The 15,669-nt window shown below is 59.8% G+C and carries 17 protein-coding genes; 11 read left to right on the top strand and 6 right to left on the bottom strand.

Annotation, left to right across the window (positions count from 1 at the left end):
* The 10 genes from ruvB to htpX all read left to right on the top strand — a co-directional run.
* Positions 1-777 (top strand): Holliday junction branch migration DNA helicase RuvB (gene ruvB, locus ABWQ00_RS12435; protein WP_353238995.1); only part of this gene is annotated, 777 nt, incomplete at its 5' end.
* 41 nt (positions 778-818) lie between these two features.
* Positions 819-2,228: an ATP-dependent RNA helicase DbpA gene (gene dbpA, locus ABWQ00_RS12440; protein ID WP_353238996.1), complete on the top strand. Its 1,410-nt coding sequence runs from the start codon at positions 819-821 to the stop codon at positions 2,226-2,228.
* A gap of 7 nt (positions 2,229-2,235) precedes the next feature.
* The gene (locus ABWQ00_RS12445) at positions 2,236-3,180 is read left to right on the top strand and encodes a LysR substrate-binding domain-containing protein (protein WP_353238997.1); all 945 of its coding nucleotides are present in this window, start codon (positions 2,236-2,238) and stop codon (positions 3,178-3,180) included.
* A gap of 284 nt (positions 3,181-3,464) precedes the next feature.
* Positions 3,465-4,493: an amino acid ABC transporter substrate-binding protein gene (locus tag ABWQ00_RS12450; protein WP_353238998.1), complete on the top strand. Its 1,029-nt coding sequence runs from the start codon at positions 3,465-3,467 to the stop codon at positions 4,491-4,493.
* An 83-nt stretch (positions 4,494-4,576) separates the two neighbouring features.
* Complete coding sequence (locus tag ABWQ00_RS12455) at positions 4,577-5,776, top strand: amino acid ABC transporter permease (RefSeq protein ID WP_353238999.1); 1,200 nt, start codon at positions 4,577-4,579, stop codon at positions 5,774-5,776.
* Between the two features lies 1 nt (position 5,777).
* Positions 5,778-6,881 (top strand): amino acid ABC transporter permease, encoded by a 1,104-nt coding sequence (locus ABWQ00_RS12460; protein WP_353239000.1) that lies wholly within the window; start codon positions 5,778-5,780, stop codon positions 6,879-6,881.
* Positions 6,882-6,894: 13 nt separating this feature from the next.
* Positions 6,895-7,650 (top strand): amino acid ABC transporter ATP-binding protein, encoded by a 756-nt coding sequence (locus ABWQ00_RS12465; RefSeq protein ID WP_353239001.1) that lies wholly within the window; start codon positions 6,895-6,897, stop codon positions 7,648-7,650.
* A gap of 181 nt (positions 7,651-7,831) precedes the next feature.
* Complete coding sequence (gene pyrC, locus ABWQ00_RS12470; protein WP_353239002.1) at positions 7,832-8,869, top strand: dihydroorotase; 1,038 nt, start codon at positions 7,832-7,834, stop codon at positions 8,867-8,869.
* 47 nt (positions 8,870-8,916) lie between these two features.
* Entirely contained in the window at positions 8,917-9,693 is a 777-nt protein-coding gene (locus tag ABWQ00_RS12475; RefSeq protein WP_353239040.1) for a DUF3025 domain-containing protein, read from the top strand.
* A gap of 70 nt (positions 9,694-9,763) precedes the next feature.
* A complete protein-coding gene (gene htpX, locus ABWQ00_RS12480) occupies positions 9,764-10,639 on the top strand; it encodes a protease HtpX (protein ID WP_353239003.1) in 876 nt (291 codons plus the stop codon).
* Here the strand turns inward: htpX and ABWQ00_RS12485 are convergent.
* From ABWQ00_RS12485 to ABWQ00_RS12510, 6 genes are read right to left on the bottom strand one after another with little or no spacing between them, the layout of a single operon-like run.
* Entirely contained in the window at positions 10,634-11,278 is a 645-nt protein-coding gene (locus ABWQ00_RS12485; protein WP_353239004.1) for a histidine phosphatase family protein, read from the bottom strand. The two genes, htpX and ABWQ00_RS12485, sit on opposite strands and share 6 nt — an antisense overlap.
* Positions 11,279-11,291: 13 nt before the next feature.
* Positions 11,292-11,921, bottom strand: coding sequence for a DUF4136 domain-containing protein (locus tag ABWQ00_RS12490; protein ID WP_353239005.1), 630 nt, complete (start codon positions 11,919-11,921; stop codon positions 11,292-11,294).
* 20 nt (positions 11,922-11,941) lie between these two features.
* Entirely contained in the window at positions 11,942-12,880 is a 939-nt protein-coding gene (gene ttcA / locus ABWQ00_RS12495; RefSeq protein WP_353239006.1) for a tRNA 2-thiocytidine(32) synthetase TtcA, read from the bottom strand.
* A gap of 5 nt (positions 12,881-12,885) precedes the next feature.
* Positions 12,886-13,257 carry a dihydroneopterin aldolase gene (locus tag ABWQ00_RS12500; protein WP_019426540.1) on the bottom strand — a complete coding sequence of 124 codons (372 nt, stop codon included), beginning with the start codon at positions 13,255-13,257 and terminating at the stop codon, positions 12,886-12,888.
* The gene (locus ABWQ00_RS12505; RefSeq protein ID WP_353239007.1) at positions 13,254-13,649 is read right to left on the bottom strand and encodes a dihydroneopterin aldolase; all 396 of its coding nucleotides are present in this window, start codon (positions 13,647-13,649) and stop codon (positions 13,254-13,256) included. Before ABWQ00_RS12505 ends, ABWQ00_RS12500 begins: the two co-directional genes overlap by 4 nt.
* Positions 13,646-14,419 (bottom strand): SDR family oxidoreductase, encoded by a 774-nt coding sequence (locus ABWQ00_RS12510; RefSeq protein ID WP_353239008.1) that lies wholly within the window; start codon positions 14,417-14,419, stop codon positions 13,646-13,648. The genes ABWQ00_RS12505 and ABWQ00_RS12510 overlap by 4 nt, the downstream gene beginning before the upstream one ends.
* Positions 14,420-14,582: 163 nt before the next feature.
* Between ABWQ00_RS12510 and ABWQ00_RS12515 the strand changes: the two genes are divergently transcribed.
* Positions 14,583-15,653: a class I SAM-dependent methyltransferase gene (locus ABWQ00_RS12515; protein WP_353239009.1), complete on the top strand. Its 1,071-nt coding sequence runs from the start codon at positions 14,583-14,585 to the stop codon at positions 15,651-15,653.
* Positions 15,654-15,669: the final 16 nt, after the last annotated feature.

Genomic DNA, 15,669 nt, shown 5'->3' on the forward strand with positions numbered 1-15,669 from the left:
GTGAACCTGCGCCAGACCAGTGGCCCGGTGCTCGAAAAGCCCAAAGATTTGGCCGCGCTTCTCACCAACTTGGAGCGCAACGATGTGCTCTTCATTGACGAGATCCACCGCCTGTCGCCTGTGGTCGAAGAAATCCTCTATCCCGCGCTGGAGGATTATCAGATCGACATCATGATCGGCGAAGGACCTGCGGCACGCAGCATCAAACTCGATTTGCAGCCCTTCACCCTGGTGGGGGCCACCACCCGCGCGGGCATGCTGACCAACCCGTTGCGCGACCGTTTTGGCATCGTCTCGCGCCTGGAGTTTTACACCCCCGAAGAGCTGACCCGCATCGTGACCCGCAGCGCCGGTTTGCTCAAAGCACCGATTGACTCGGAAGGCTCCTTTGAGATCGCCCGTCGTTCACGCGGGACGCCGCGCATTGCCAACCGACTGCTGCGCCGGGTGCGCGACTACGCCGATGTGAAGGGCGATGGCACCATCCACAAAGGCTTAGCGCAAAAAGCGCTGGTCATGCTGGATGTCGACCCCGAAGGCTTCGATTTGATGGACCGCAAGTTGCTGGAAGCGGTGATCCACCGCTTTGACGGCGGCCCGGTTGGGCTGGACAACATCGCCGCCAGCATCGGCGAAGAGCGCGACACCATCGAAGACGTGATCGAGCCGTATTTGATCCAGCAAGGTTATTTGCAGCGCACCCCGCGCGGGCGCATCGCCACGCTGGCAGCGTTCCGGCATTTGGGTGTCACGCCGCCGAAAAACTTTGGGCAGTGAGTCGGCGGGGGCTGGCCAGGCTTGGCCCCGATAATCACACCATGAATGAAACCCCCCAAGACGCGAGACCAACGGGCTTTGCCCAGCTGAAACTGGCCCCTGCCACCCTTCAAAATCTGGAACAACTGGGCTACAACCAGATGACGCCCATCCAGGCGGCCAGTCTTCCGCTGACCTTGGCGGGGCAAGACCTGATTGCCCAGGCCAGCACTGGCAGCGGCAAAACCGCGGCCTTTGGCCTGCCCTTGATCGAGCGCTTGCAAACGGCGGGCTCGCCCAGCGCCGCCATTCAATCGGTGATTTTGTGTCCCACGCGTGAGCTGGCCGACCAGGTCACGCAAGAAATCCGCCGCTTGGCCCGTGCCCGCCAGAACGTGAAAGTCGTTACCCTGTGCGGCGGTGTGGCTCTGCGCGGCCAAACGCTGAGTTTGGAGCACGGCGCCGCCGTGGTAGTGGGTACACCTGGCCGCATCCTGGACCACCTGGAGCGCGGCTCTTTGAGTTTGGCGGGCGTCAACACGCTGGTGCTGGACGAGGCCGATCGCATGCTGGACATGGGCTTTTTTGACGACATCGCCAAAGTGGTGCGCCAATGCGCCAAAGACCGCCAAACCTTGCTGTTTTCGGCCACTTATCCCGAAGGCATTGCCAAGCTGGCCGCGCAGTTCATGCGTTCGCCACAGACCGTGAAAGTGGAGGCGCAGCACAGCGCGCACAAGATCCGACAAATCTATTACGAAGTGAGCGAAAGCCAGCGGCTGGATGCCGTGTCCAAATTGTTGGCGCATTTCCGCCCCGAGCGTACGCTGGCCTTTTGCAACACCAAGCAGCAGTGCCGAGATCTGGTGGCGGTGTTGCAGGCCCAGGGCTACAGCGCGCTGGCGTTGTTTGGCGAGCTGGAGCAGCGCGAACGCGACCAGGTGCTGGTGCAGTTTGCCAACCGCAGTTGCTCGGTGCTGGTGGCCACCGACGTGGCTTCGCGCGGGCTGGATGTGGAGGGCCTTGAAGCCGTGATCAACGTGGATGTGACGCCTGACCCGGAAATCCACATCCACCGCATTGGCCGCACCGGTCGGGGGGATGCTGAAGGGCTGGCCTTGACGCTGGCCAGCTTGGACGAGATGGGTGCGGTGGGCAAGATCGAGGTGATGCAAGGCCGCGAATCCAAGTGGGAGCCCCTCTCGGGCCTGAAGCCTGCAGCCGGAGGGCCCCTGCAAGCGCCCATGCGCACCTTGCAAATTGTGGGTGGACGCAAGGAAAAGATCCGTGCTGGTGACGTGATGGGCGCGCTGGCGGGCGAATGCGGCCTGACGCGAGAGCAGGTGGGCAAAATCAATGTGAACGAATTCTCGACCTATGTGGCAGTGCAAGCCGCCTTGGCCAAAAAGGTCGAGTCGCAGCTGTCGCACGGCAAGATCAAAGGCAAGACTGTGAAGGTGCGTTTGCTCTGAGGCATTTATGGAAACCAAATGGCTGGAAGATTTTGTGAGCTTGGCTGAAACCCGCAGTTTCAGCCGTTCGGCGCAGCTGCGCCATGTCACGCAACCGGCGTTTTCGCGCCGTATTCAGTCGCTGGAAGCGTGGGCGGGCGCCAACTTGGTCGACCGAAGCTCTTACCCGACCCAGCTCACCCCAGCAGGCGTGACCTTGTATGCGCAGGCGCTGGAGATGTTGCAGGCCTTGCAAAACACGCGGGCCATGCTGAGGGGGCACAACGCCGTAGGGCAAGACTTCATTCAGTTTGCTGTGCCGCACACCTTGGCTTTTACTTTTTTCCCGGCATGGATGGCGGCCTTGCGTGAGAGTTTTGGTCCGATCAAAAGCCGGTTGAGCGCGCTCAATGTGCACGACGCGGCCATGCGCATGGCCGAAGGCGGGTGCGACGTGCTGATCGCCTACCACCACCCATCCCTGCCTTTGCAGATCGACCCGGAACGTTACGACATGGTGGTGCTGGGCCATGAGGTCTTGGCCCCTTACTCCCCCACTCGCCCGGATGGGCGTGCGCTGTTCAGCTTGCCCGGTTTGGCGGCCAAGCCTTTGCCTTATTTGGGCTATGCGCCAGGGGCTTACTTGGGGGACATCACCGACTGGATTTTGAAGCAGGCCGGTATCCCTGTGCATTTGGAGCGTGTTTACGAAACCGACATGGCCGAGGGCTTGAAGGTGATGGCTTTGGAGGGTCATGGCGTGGCCTTCTTGCCCCGCAGCGCGGTGAAAAAAGAAGTGCAGTCGGGTGCGCTGGTGGAGGTGACTCTGCCTGAAGGGCAAGCTTTGGCGCTCAGCATGGAGGTGCGGGCTTACCGGGAAAAGCCCTTGTCCAAATCGCCCACGCCCGGGCCCGCACAGCTGCTTTGGCAGCATTTGACCCAAAGCAGCGGCCCCGTTCACTCCTCTCGTTGAGTGTTCATCTTTTGTTAATGCGTTTCCAGCCTGATGCTCAGGGAAAACCTGAGGCGAAGGGGTTTTAAAATTGACTATATTCACACCCTTGACTGGGCAGGCACGCTTTGTGCAAAAGACCGGTGTGGAGGTGATGGGCTGGCGCCAACTGGGTGCGGGCCTGAACCGAAGCCCTTGTCCATCAAAAGTCCTAGGGAACTTACCTAGGTGATCCATGTCTGGATTTGGCATCTAATCAAGTGGTGGTGATTTGCCGCTCAAACGTTCATCAGAGGATTCAACCCATGAAAAAATACACACAGACCGTGATCGGTACCGTGTTGGCAACAGCCGGTTTGTTGGCCGCGACATCTGCCATGGCCGGTAAAACACTGGACCAAATCAAGCAGCGTGGCCAGATTGTCTGCGGCGTCAACACCGGTTTGGCCGGTTTTTCGGCCGCTGACTCCAGTGGCAACTGGTCGGGTCTAGATGTGGACCACTGCCGTGCTGTGGCCGCCGCTGTCCTGAGCGACGCCACCAAGGTCAAATACGTGCCCTTGACCGCCCAGCAGCGTTTCACCGCTTTGCAGTCTGGCGAGATCGATGTGTTGGCCCGCAACAGCACCAGCACGCTCAGCCGTGACGCCTCTTTGGGCCTGCACTTTGCCGGCGTGAACTACTACGACGGCCAAGGCTTCATGGTTCCCAAAGGCAAGATCACCAGCGCCAAGCAGCTCAAGGGCGCTACGGTCTGCGTGCAGTCCGGCACCACCACCGAGAAAAACCTGACCGATTACTCGCGCGCCAACAAGCTCAACCTGAAGCCTGTGGTGTTTGAAAAAGTTGAAGCCGCTACCGGCGCTTACTTCGCTGGCCGTTGCCAGGCTTACACCACCGACACATCGGGCTTGGCCTCTGTGCGTGCCAAGGAAGCCAAAGACCCTGCAGCCCACGTGATCTTGCCCGACCTGGTCTCCAAAGAGCCCCTGGGCCCGATGGTTCGCCGCGGTGACGACGAGTGGTTGGCCATCAACAAGTGGGTCTTGGCCGGCTTGATCGAAGCCGAAGAGTACGGCATCACCCAAGCGAATGCTGACCAGATGAAGACCAGCGACAACCCACAAGTCGGTCGTTTGCTCGGCGCGACGGAAGATTTGGGCAAGCATTTGGGCCTGGACAAAGAGTGGCTCTACCGCGCGATCAAGGTCACCGGCAACTACGGTGAAATCTTTGAGCGCAATGTGGGCCCCAAGACCTCCATCAACCTGCCACGTGGCATGAACCGTCAATGGAACCAGGGCGGCTTGCTGTACTCGGCACCGCTGCGTTGATGTCCTGCCTCTTTTGAAGGCTCTGAATACGCCCCTTTTTGGGGCGTATTTTTTGCCAAACCGTTTTTATTCAGGCAGCCAACATGTCCCATTTTTCAATGATCGAGGCCAGACCCTCACCCGACAAGAAAAACCGGTCGATTTCGTGGAAAAGTCGCGAAGGGCGCTCGGTCATCTACCAAATCGTGGCGATCTTGTCGGCTTTTGCGCTGGTGGCTTTGTTGGTGCGCAACACGCTGGCCAACATGCGTTTGCGCGGTATCCAAAGTGGCTACGATTTTTTATTCCAACCGTTTGGCTTTGACATCAGCGAGACGGTGATCGAGTACGCACACAACAGCTCTTACTTTGTGGCGTTTGCGATCGGCATGCTCAACACCTTGAAGGTGGCCATCATCGGTATTGCCTTGGCCACCGTGCTGGGGGTCTTGATTGGTGTGGGCCGTTTCTCGACCAACTTTTTGGTGAAGAAAATTTGTTATGCCTTTGTGGAGTTTTTCCGCAACGTGCCGGTCTATTTGCAGTTGCTGATTTGGTATTTGGTGTTCGCAGAAGCTTTGCCTGATTTGGACAAAGCCTGGAATGCCGGCCATTTCTACCTGAGCAAAAACGGTATTTCTTTCCCTTGGCCCGTCTGGCAACTGGGGCAAACACTGGCCTTGGTGGGGGCGGGTTTGGGCCTGGTGTTCGGGCTGTATTACCGGCGCTTGGCACGCGCCCACTTTGACCGAACAGGTCAGCCGCGTCCCGTGTTGTGGGTGGCCTTGGCCGCGACCCTGGGCTTGTCTGTGTTGGGCTGGCTGGCAGGGGGGGCCCCTTCGGAGTGGGATTTGCCCAAGGTGGGTGATTTCCAAATCGAAGACGGTGGCGCCTTCAGCCCCGAGTTCATGGCCTTGCTCTTTGGCCTGGTGTTTTACACGGCAGCTTTCATTGCCGAGGTGGTCCGTTCGGGCATCGCCTCGGTGTCGCTGGGACAGCACGAGGCCGCCGCCTCTTTGGGCTTGACCAAAAACCAGTCCATGCGTCTGGTGGTCTTGCCGCAGGCATTGCGCGTGATCATTCCGCCGCTCACCAGCCAGTACCTGAACTTGACCAAAAATTCGTCTTTGGCCGTGGCGATTGGCTACCCCGAACTGGTGTCGATTGCCAACACCACACTCAATCAGACGGGCCGTGCCATCGAGGCTTTGTCGATCGTGATGTTGGTGTACCTGACCTTGTCTCTCATCACCTCGGCGCTCATGAACTGGTTCAACGCCAGTGCCGCCATCCAGGAGCGCTGACATGACCACTGTTTTTAAATCCTCTGAAGCGCGGCCCATGCCAGGTCGCAGCGAAGGTCTGTTGGCCTGGTTCCGGGCCAACTTGTTCTCCAGCATGGGCAACACTGTGCTGTCTGTTTTGTTGCTGGCTTTGGGCGTGTGGGTCCTGTCTGCTTCGATGGACTGGTCCGTGGTGCAAGCGGTTTTCGGTGCCAATTTGCAGGCTTGTAACGACGTGCGCGGCGTGGGCGCCTGCTGGGGCGTGATCACCGAAAAAGGCCGTTTGATCGTGATGGGTCGGTACCCAGAAGCCGAGCACTGGCGTCCTGTGATCGCCACAGCCTTGATGCTCGGCGTGGTCGTCATCAGCTGCATGCCGCGTTTTTGGAACAAGGCTCTGCCCCTGATTTGGGCCCTGATGCTGGTGGTTTATTTCATCCTCATGAAGGGTGGCTGGATGGGTCTGACCGAGGTCGACACCGACCAGTGGGGCGGCTTTCCGCTCACGGTCATGCTCACGGTGATCTCGATGACGCTGGCCTTCCCGCTGGCCATCTTTGTGGCGCTGGGCCGTCGCTCCAACATGCCCGCCATCAAGGCTTTGTGCACCCTGTATGTCGAGTTGATTCGCGGCGTGCCGCTGATCACCGTGTTGTTCATGGCCTCGTTCATGCTGCCTTTGTTCATGCCCGAGGGCGTGAAGATTGACGTGCTGGTGCGCGTGGTGGTGGGCATCACCCTGTTCTCGGCGGCTTATATGGCCGAGGTGATTCGAGGTGGCCTGCAGGCTTTGCCCAAAGGCCAGACCGAGGCTGCAGCCACTTTGGGCCTGACGTATTGGCAGACCCAACGCATGATCGTTTTGCCCCAAGCTTTGGCCACCGTGGTGCCGTCCATCATGAACACCTTCATTGGCTTGTTCAAAGACACCTCGCTGGTGACCATCGTGTCGCTCTATGAGCTCACGGGTGCTTTGGGCTTGGCGCTCAACTCGGATGCCGACTGGCGCCCCTTCAAGATCGAAGCCTACCTCTTCATCACCTTCATTTATTTCGCGTTCTGCTTTGCCATGTCTCGCTACAGCCTGTGGATTGAAGAACGCACGGCCGTGAGCAAAGTCCGCTGATCGAAAGACACCTATGACCTCCAACGCGACCCCTATCATTGAATTCAAAGGCGTGAACAAGTGGTATGCCAGCAATGGCTACCACGTGCTGCGCGATGTCAACCTGCAGTTCGCCAAAGGCGAAAAAGTGGTCATTTGTGGCCCCTCGGGCTCGGGCAAATCTACCCTCATCCGATGCATCAACGCCCTGGAGGAATACCAGGAAGGCACCCTCACTGTGGACGGCACTGTGTTGGGCGATGACGTCAAAGGCATCGACCAGGTGCGCCGCGAAGTCGGCATGGTGTTCCAGCAATTCAACCTGTTCCCGCACCTGACGGTGATGGAAAACCTGATCTTGTCACCCACCTGGGTGGCCAAGATGCCACGCAAGGAAGCCATCGACAAAGCCATGGTGCAACTGGAGCGTGTGCGCATTGCCGAGCACGCCCACAAATACCCCCTGCAGTTGTCCGGTGGCCAGCAGCAGCGCGTGGCGATTGCCCGTGCGCTGTGCCTGACGCCCAAGATCATGCTGTTCGATGAGCCGACTTCGGCGCTCGACCCCGAGATGATCAAGGAAGTGCTCGACGTGATGATCGAGTTGACCAGCCAGGGCATGACCATGCTGTGCGTGACGCATGAGATGGGCTTTGCCAAGGCGGTGGCCGACCGTGTGATCTTCATGGACCAAGGCCAGGTGGTTGAACAAGCCCCGCCCCAGCAGTTCTTTGATTCGCCGCAAACCGACCGGGCGCAGGATTTCCTGTCCAAGATCCTGGGGCACTGAGGCCAGTTGACCCCAAACTTTCGCGCCAGAGGTGGGGTCACGGGTTGGGGCGATTTTTGCGAGCGGACCGAGTATGAGCCCCGGCCCGTGACCCCGCCTCGGGCACCGCCCGGGCCAGTTCACCTGAACCCAGTCGGGACAAAGCCACAGCCCCAGTGACAGGTTTGAGACAATACGCCCCATGACCCAAGAACTCTCCCTCATCCGGCCCGACGACTGGCACCTGCATGTGCGCGATGGCGCCGCCCTGAACGTGGTGGTGCCCCATACCGCTGCGCAATTTGCCCGCGCGATCATCATGCCCAACCTCAAGCCGCCCGTGACCACGGCCGAGCAGGCCTTGGCCTACAAAAACCGCATCTTGGCCGCTGTGCCCCAAGGCATGGTCTTTGAGCCGCTGATGACGCTGTACCTGACCGACAACCTGGACCCGGCAGAGATCGCCCGTGCCAAAGCCGCAGGCGTGGTGGCTTGCAAGTTGTACCCCGCCGGTGCCACGACCAACAGCGACGCGGGCGTGACCGATCTGCGGAAGATTTACCCTGTGCTCGAAGCCATGCAACGTGAAGGCGTATTGCTCTTGGTGCATGGCGAAGTCACCACGTCCGACATCGACCTGTTTGACCGTGAAGCGGTGTTCATCGAGCGGCACTTGATGCCTTTGCGCCGGGATTTTCCGGCCCTCAAAATCGTGATGGAGCACATCACCACCGCCGAGGCCGTGCAGTACGTGTCTGCAGCCGACAGCCACTTGGCAGCGACCATCACGGTGCACCATTTGCTGTACAACCGCAACGCCATCTTCACGGGGGGCATTCGCCCGCATTACTACTGCCTGCCTGTGCTCAAGCGCGAGACGCACCGTCAGGCGCTGGTGCAGGCCGCCATCTCGGGCGACCCACGCTTCTTCTTGGGCACCGACAGCGCTCCGCACCCAGCCCATCTGAAAGAGCACGCCACGGGCTGCGCCGGTTGCTACACAGCGCACGCGGCCATTGAGATGTACGCCGAGGCCTTTGACCAGGCCGGCGCATTGGACAAGCTCGAGGGTTTTGCCAGTTTGTTTGGCGCTGATTTTTACGGCTTGCCGCGTAACACCGACCGCATCACTTTGCGCCGTGAAAACTGGACCCCGCCCGAGAGCTATGCTTTTGGCGAGGCCGAACTCAAGCCCCTGCGCTCCGGTGAGAGCCTGCCGTGGCGTTTGTTGAGCGCCTGAATCCCAACCGCGCAGGCAGTCGCTGCACAGTCGCCTCGGTGCTGGGCGTGAGCGACATCGATTGGTGTGCCCCTTGGTTGGCCGACTGGCGCGCTGTGGGAGAACCCATCGCCCAGCAGGTTGTTGAGGGTTGCCCCCAGCACCAAGCCCTGAACATGCCGCATCTGGCGCCCGTGCGTTTTGTTACTCAAGACGATTTGCCAGAAGGCCAAGCCTACGAGGACTTCATCTTTGCCACCGGCCAAGTGCCCACCCGCGAAGGCTTGCACGACTTTTTCAACGCCTTGTGCTGGATGCATTTCCCTTTGGCCAAGCAGCGCTTGAACCAGTTGCAAGCCCAAGAAATCGCACGTGCCGGCGTGGGGCAGGTGCGCGGTAAAGTGCGTGATGCCGCAACCGTGTTCGATGAGAACGCCTTGTTGATCCAGCCCTCGGATGCGCTGTGGGCTGCGCTGACCGAACACCGATGGTCTGATGCATTGGTGGGTTTGAGAAGTGAGTGGGCGCACACACGTGTGTGGGCCTTTGGCCATGCAGCCTTAGAAAAAGCGGTACAGCCCTACAAATCGATCACCGTGCACATGTGGCGTGTGCCACAGGATGTGCCACCACAAGACATCGATGCTTGGTTGGCGCAAGATCTGACCGAGGTCAAGCTGTCACAAAAGCCCTTCAGTCCTTTGCCCATGCTGGGCTTGCCCGGTTGGTGTCCTGGCAACGAAGACCCTTCTTTTTACGCTGACCCCAGCGTTTTCAGGCCCAAACGGCGCGCATTCGCCATTGAAAAACCACACGCCGATCAGGATTTCGACGCCCTGCCTTGAATTTGGTTTTTGAGACCCTAATATTCAATCCCACGTGCCCTCGTCTTTCGGGCTGAAAGTGAAACTCAACATGAAACGCATTTTTCTCTTTGTGATGACCAACCTGGCCGTGGTGGTCGTGCTGGGCATTGTGGCCAACTTGCTGGGCGTGAACCGATTCCTCACGGCCAACGGTTTGAACTTGGGCGCACTGCTCGGTTTTGCGCTGATCATGGGTTTTGGCGGCGCCATCATTTCTTTGCTCATCAGCAAGCCCATGGCCAAGTGGACATCCGGTGTCAAGGTCATCACCCAGCCTGCCAATGCCGACGAAGCCTGGATCCTGGACACGGTGCGCAAATTCGCTGACAAGTCTGGCATCGGCATGCCCGAAGTCGGTATCTTTGAGGGTGACCCCAACGCATTTGCCACCGGTGCCTTCCGCGATTCGGCCTTGGTCGCTGTGTCCACAGGTTTGCTGCAGAACATGACGCACGAAGAAATCGAGGCTGTTATTGCCCACGAAGTGGCGCACATTGCCAACGGTGACATGGTGACCATGACGCTGATCCAGGGTGTCATGAACACCTTTGTGGTCTTCATTTCGCGCGTGGTGGGTTATGCGGTGGACAGTTTCCTGCGCAAAGGAGACAGCGAGAACACCGGACCCGGCATGGGTTACTACATCACCACCATCGTGATGGACATTTTGTTGGGCTTCGTGGCCGCCATCATCGTGGCCTGGTTCAGCCGCCAGCGTGAGTTCCGCGCCGATTCGGGGGCCGCGCAGCTCATGGGCCGCAAGCAGCCCATGATCAACGCCTTGGCCCGTTTGGGCGGCGTGCACACCGCCGAACTGCCCAAAACCATGGCCGCCATGGGCATTGCGGGGGGCATTGGTCAGTTGTTCAGCACCCACCCGCCGATTGAAAAGCGCATCGCCGCGCTGCAGAACAGCGGTTCATAAAGACGATTCGTCTTTGGCCAGTGCGTCCAGGTGGGATGTGTCACCCCATCCCACCAAGGACAAGCCCTCAGGTGTCCAGAGCAAGCGGTTGACCGCTGTGTTGGTGAGCGACCAGGTGCGCGGGGCTTGAAGATCGAGGCGTGTGGCTGCGCGGTACAAGACGTCCAGTACACCGCCATGCGCCACCAGCACCATTTGCTGTCCGGTGTGTTGGGCGGCCAACTCGTTCACGGTGTCCACAATGCGTTCGTGCAAGCGCAGCAGCGACTCGCCCCCGCCCGGAGGTGTCCAGTCGGGTATCCGTTTGCGCCATTGCACAGCGTGCTCGGGCCACTCGGCTTCGACTTCCGCAAAGGTGTGCCCTTGGAACACACCAAAATGTCGCTCGCGCAAACCCACATGGGTGCGCACGGTGTGTCCCATGGCATGGGCCAGCGCTTGTGCCGTGGTGTGGGTCCGAGACAGGTCACTGGCATAGATGGCGTCCACCATTTCACGTCCAGTCAATGCGCGGGCCAAGCGATCGGCTTGCAGCAGCCCGGTGTCGTTGAGAGGGATGTCCAAGTGGCCTTGGAGGCGTGTTTCCACGTTCCAAGCGGTTTCTCCGTGGCGAATCGCCAAAATCCGGGTGACGTTCATGGGGCTGAAGCGCTCAGCGCGGCAATTCGATGTTGACCCGCCGTAAGCCTGCAGGTGGATTGGGGAAATTGGCCAGCGCGGCTTGAAACAGCGTGGCAAAAATCGGCACGCTGTCGCTCCACGGGCCCGCGTGGCTGGCACGTGTTTCGTAGACCACTTGGCCTGATTTGAGGTCACGCAGGATCAAGCTGACTTCGCGGCGGTAATGGGTGGGCGGAGGAAAGCGCATGCCCATGCCTATGCCGATGTGGGAGCCGAAGCCGCCGCCAAAACCCGTACCAATGGAGATGTTGCCATGCGGCGACCAGCCTGGTCCGAGAGGTCGGCCCCAAGGGTCGGCCAAGTAACTGTTGCCGCTGAAGCCCACCATCACACTCAGTTGGGCCCCCGCATCGTCACGCACCAAGCCCACGGCGGTCATAGCGGCTTGGGCTTGTTGTTCGGCCAGGCCCGCTTCGGGGTTGTTGGCCTGGGAAGGCAAACGTTCAAACCGGTAGGTGGCGCCTTGCAAGCTCATGCCGGGCGGCACCGCTGCCAATGAAACCACATCGCTGTCGATCAGGCGCATGGACGCACATCCCGACAGCAGACCCAAGGCCGCTGTGGCCAAGGCCAACAAAAAACGCCGAACGATCGTGTTCATGAAGATGCTCTCCTGAGGGTTCACATTGAGATGACCTGGATGCCCGGCAAGGAGGATTCCTTGAACTCTTCTTCGTCAAAAGCCTTGTCGCCGTCATCCGATTCGATGCCCGTGATTTTCAGGTCCTTGAAGCCGTGCAGTTTGGCGTCCATCAAATGCGAGGGCACCACATTTTGCAAAGCTGAGAACATGTTTTCAATCCGACCAGGGTGCTTCTTTTGCCACTCGCGCAGCATGTTGCCCACTTGCAGACGTTGCAGGTTTTCTTGGCTGCCACACAGAGTGCACGGAATGATGGGGAACTGTCGGTGCGCTGCCCAACGGATCAGGTCGGATTCGGCCACATAGGCCAGTGGGCGGATCACCATGAACTCGCCGTTATCACTGACCAGCTTCGGGGGCATGCCCTTGAGCTTGCCGCCAAAAAACATGTTCAAAAAGAAGGTCTGTAGCATGTCGTCGCGGTGGTGGCCGAGCGCCAGCTTGTTGCACTTCAACTCACGCGCCACGCGGTACAAAATGCCCCGGCGCAGACGCGAGCACAGGCTGCACATGGTCTTGCCTTCGGGGATCTTGTCCTTCACGATCGAATACGTGTCTTGCGTCTCGATGTGGAACTCCACGCCCAGCTCTTTGAGGTATGCAGGCAGGATGTGCTCAGGGAAGCCCGGCTGCTTTTGGTCCAGGTTGACCGCGACCAGCTCGAAGTCGACCGGGGCGCGGGCCTTCATCTTGAGCAGGATGTCCAGCATGCCGTAGCTGTCTTTGCCGCCCGACATGCAGACCATGATGCGGTCGCCTGCTTCGATCAGATTGAAGTCACTGATGGCCTGACCCATTTGGCGGCAAAGGCGTTTTTCGAGCTTGTGGGTTTCGCGCTCGATCTTGATGGTTTTGGCGGCCTCTGATTCAGCTTGTGCTTGTACCCAGGCGTTGTCGGCTTCTGTGTCTGTGTTCATAAGGTTCACCACTGTCCGGTTTCCATGCGAATGGCCACTTCGCAGTCTTCAAAAATTTCAAGTTTGGCAATCTTGACGCGCACGCCCAGCACGCCGGGCAATTGCATCAGGCGGTTCGAGACTTTGCCGATCAGCGTTTCCAGCAGGTTGATGTGCTCAGCCGTGCATTCATCGATGATGATCTTGCGCACTTTGCGGTAATCCAGCACCGAGTGGATGTCGTCGTCGCTGGGCAGCAGGGGTTGCGTGCCCAGGTTCAGCTCGGCGTCCACCTGAATCGGTTGTGGGTCGGTTTTTTCGTGTTCCAGGATGCCCAGGTTGGCGTCAAAGCGCAAACCGGTCAGCTCCAGGGTTTGATGTCCGGCAGGGGTTTTCATGTCGGGCTTTTGGTCTGAAAAATTTCAACCCCAACCGCTTCGCAGTCCGGGTACACATCGGGTTTGCAGCTCGACAGGCGCACCGCCTGCACTTGCGGGTGGGCGATCAGCTCGCGCATCAGGTCGTCGCACAAAGTCTCTTGCAACACGATGTGGCCCTGGGCCACGCGGCGGGCAATCACCTCGCGGATGAAGTCGTAGTCCACCACCTCGGCCAGGTCGTCCTGGGCAGGGGTCGATGCGCTGTAGGGCACAAACAGCTCGACATTGAAGACGATGCGCTGGGGGCCGAGCTTTTCAAAGTCGTGCGCGCCGATGCGCACGTCCACCGTGTGGTTGCGCAAAAACAGGCGGCGGCAGTTCAGCGCCAAATCGGTCATCAGGTCGCTCATGCAACGCCTTTCGGGTCGGCCAAAAACATCACGTCTCGCGCCAAAGGCACCAAGTGCTGGCCGTTGTCCACGCACACCGTGGTGCCGGTGATGCAGGGGTTTTGCGCCAGAAAAACGCAAGTCGCCGCCACCTGTGCCGGGTCGATTGGCTCGCGCAGCAGGTTCACGCGGCTGGCGCGATCAAAGTTCTCTTGGGTTTGCGGGCCGCTCAAAAACATCAGGCCCGGGGCCACGCCGCACACCCGCAAGGGCGCCAAGGCTTGCGCCTGCAGGGCCACAGCGCGTTCCAGCGCCAGTTTGGACACGGTGTACGAAAAATAGTCCGGATTCAGGTTGAACACCTTCTGGTCCAGGATGTGGACCACGCTGCGCTGGCCGGGTGTGGCCTTGGGCGCGGCTTGCTGGGCCATGAGTGAAGCCAGAATCATGGGCGCGATCAAATTCACTTCCAGCTGCAGACGGGCACCGGGCAAGTCCATGTGGGTGCCCTCGTCTGGCTCGAAGAGCGAGGCGTTGTTGACCAGGCAATCCAGCGGTCCGTGGCTCTGTGCGATCTGCGCCATCAACTGTTCGACTTGTTCGCTCTGGGCCAGATCAGCTTGCACGCATTCCACGTGGCCTCCTGCAGCTTGCAGTTCAGCCTGCAGCGCCTTGGCCGCATCGGCCGAGCGTTGGTAGTGGCACCACACGCGCCAACCCGCCGCAGCAAATTGGCGAACGATCTCTGCGCCCAGGCGGTGAGCGCCTCCGGTGACCAGAACTTGTTTCATGAAGGGGGCTGGGCAGATGGCTCTGCGCAGGAACATCCGAGGTGACAAAGGGCTGAATTATCGGGCAAGCCATGGATGAGGCCCCCGGCAACCTGGCAAACCCCCGTACACCTTCGGCGACAATCACCGCGTGAGCTCGCCGAATCCCCATCCCCCTTCCGAATTGACCCCGCTGATCCACCAGGCCATTGCCCAAGCCGGTGGCTGGATCGGTTTTGACCGTTTCATGGCCATGGCTTTGTATGAGCCGGGCTTGGGGTACTACGCCAACGCCCTGCAAAAGTTCGGCGCCATGCCCGCTTCGGGCAGCGATTTTGTGACCGCGCCGGGCATGTCCCCCTTGTTTGGCCAAACCCTGGCCATGCAGGTGCGCCAGGCGCTGCAGGCCACAGCTACCGATGAAGTTTGGGAGTTTGGTGCGGGCACCGGTGCCTTAGCCCTGCAACTGCTGGACAGCTTGGGCGATGCGGTGCGCCGTTACACCATCATCGATTTGTCGGGTAGCTTGCGAGCGCGCCAAGCCGACACCTTGTTGAAACACGCCGACAAAGTGCGCTGGCTCGACGCTTGGCCCGATGCCATTGAGGGCGTGGTGGTGGGCAACGAAGTGCTCGACGCCATGCCGGTGCAGCTCCTGCAGCGCACGCAAGGCGTCTGGCATGAGCGTGGCATCATCAGCGCGGGTGAGCAATTCGCTTGGCAAGATCGCTTGACCGATCTGCGCCCGCCTTTGGACATCGACGGCGAGCACGACTATTTGACCGAAATCCACCCCCAAGCCGAAGCTTTCATCACCAGCTTGGCCGAGCGTTTGCAGGCTGGGCGGGGTGGAGCGGCGTTTTTTCTGGATTACGGTTTCCCTGAGGCCGAGTACTTTCACCCCCAGCGCCACATGGGCACCGTGATGTGCCACCAACTGCACCAAGCCGACGACAACCCCTTGGTGGCGGTGGGCCATAAAGACATCACAGCCCATGTCAACTTTACGGGGGTCGCCTTGGCAGGGCAAAACGCGGGGCTGAATGTCTTGGGATATGCCAGCCAAGCTTGGTTTTTGTTGAACCTGGGGCTGGCCGAGCGCATGGCCGCCGCCAGCTTGGCTGAGCGCAGCCAAGCCCAGCGCCTCATCAACGAGCATGAAATGGGCGAGTTGTTCAAAGTGCTGGGGTTCGCCACAGCGTCCGATTGGGCGGCTCAGGGCTTTGCCCGAGGCGACCGTTCGCACCGCCTGTAAACGGCATTCAGGCAAG

The organism is Limnohabitans sp. (assembly GCF_040400975.1).
Classification (GTDB): Bacteria; Pseudomonadota; Gammaproteobacteria; order Burkholderiales; family Burkholderiaceae_C; genus Limnohabitans_A.

What these genes read in the sequence shown, in the direction of transcription:
- dbpA (WP_353238996.1), top strand. Translation starts at nt 819, where the DNA reads ATGAATGAAACCCCCCAAGACGCGAGACCAACGGGCTTTGCCCAGCTG.
- ABWQ00_RS12445 (WP_353238997.1), top strand. Translation starts at nt 2,236, where the DNA reads ATGGAAACCAAATGGCTGGAAGATTTTGTGAGCTTGGCTGAAACCCGC.
- ABWQ00_RS12450 (WP_353238998.1), top strand. Translation starts at nt 3,465, where the DNA reads ATGAAAAAATACACACAGACCGTGATCGGTACCGTGTTGGCAACAGCC.
- ABWQ00_RS12455 (WP_353238999.1), top strand. Translation starts at nt 4,577, where the DNA reads ATGTCCCATTTTTCAATGATCGAGGCCAGACCCTCACCCGACAAGAAA.
- ABWQ00_RS12460 (WP_353239000.1), top strand. Translation starts at nt 5,778, where the DNA reads ATGACCACTGTTTTTAAATCCTCTGAAGCGCGGCCCATGCCAGGTCGC.
- ABWQ00_RS12465 (WP_353239001.1), top strand. Translation starts at nt 6,895, where the DNA reads ATGACCTCCAACGCGACCCCTATCATTGAATTCAAAGGCGTGAACAAG.
- pyrC (WP_353239002.1), top strand. Translation starts at nt 7,832, where the DNA reads ATGACCCAAGAACTCTCCCTCATCCGGCCCGACGACTGGCACCTGCAT.
- htpX (WP_353239003.1), top strand. Translation starts at nt 9,764, where the DNA reads ATGAAACGCATTTTTCTCTTTGTGATGACCAACCTGGCCGTGGTGGTC.
- ABWQ00_RS12485 (WP_353239004.1), bottom strand. Translation starts at nt 11,278, where the DNA reads ATGAACGTCACCCGGATTTTGGCGATTCGCCACGGAGAAACCGCTTGG.
- ABWQ00_RS12490 (WP_353239005.1), bottom strand. Translation starts at nt 11,921, where the DNA reads ATGAACACGATCGTTCGGCGTTTTTTGTTGGCCTTGGCCACAGCGGCC.
- ttcA (WP_353239006.1), bottom strand. Translation starts at nt 12,880, where the DNA reads ATGAACACAGACACAGAAGCCGACAACGCCTGGGTACAAGCACAAGCT.
- ABWQ00_RS12500 (WP_019426540.1), bottom strand. Translation starts at nt 13,257, where the DNA reads ATGAAAACCCCTGCCGGACATCAAACCCTGGAGCTGACCGGTTTGCGC.
- ABWQ00_RS12505 (WP_353239007.1), bottom strand. Translation starts at nt 13,649, where the DNA reads ATGAGCGACCTGATGACCGATTTGGCGCTGAACTGCCGCCGCCTGTTT.
- ABWQ00_RS12510 (WP_353239008.1), bottom strand. Translation starts at nt 14,419, where the DNA reads ATGAAACAAGTTCTGGTCACCGGAGGCGCTCACCGCCTGGGCGCAGAG.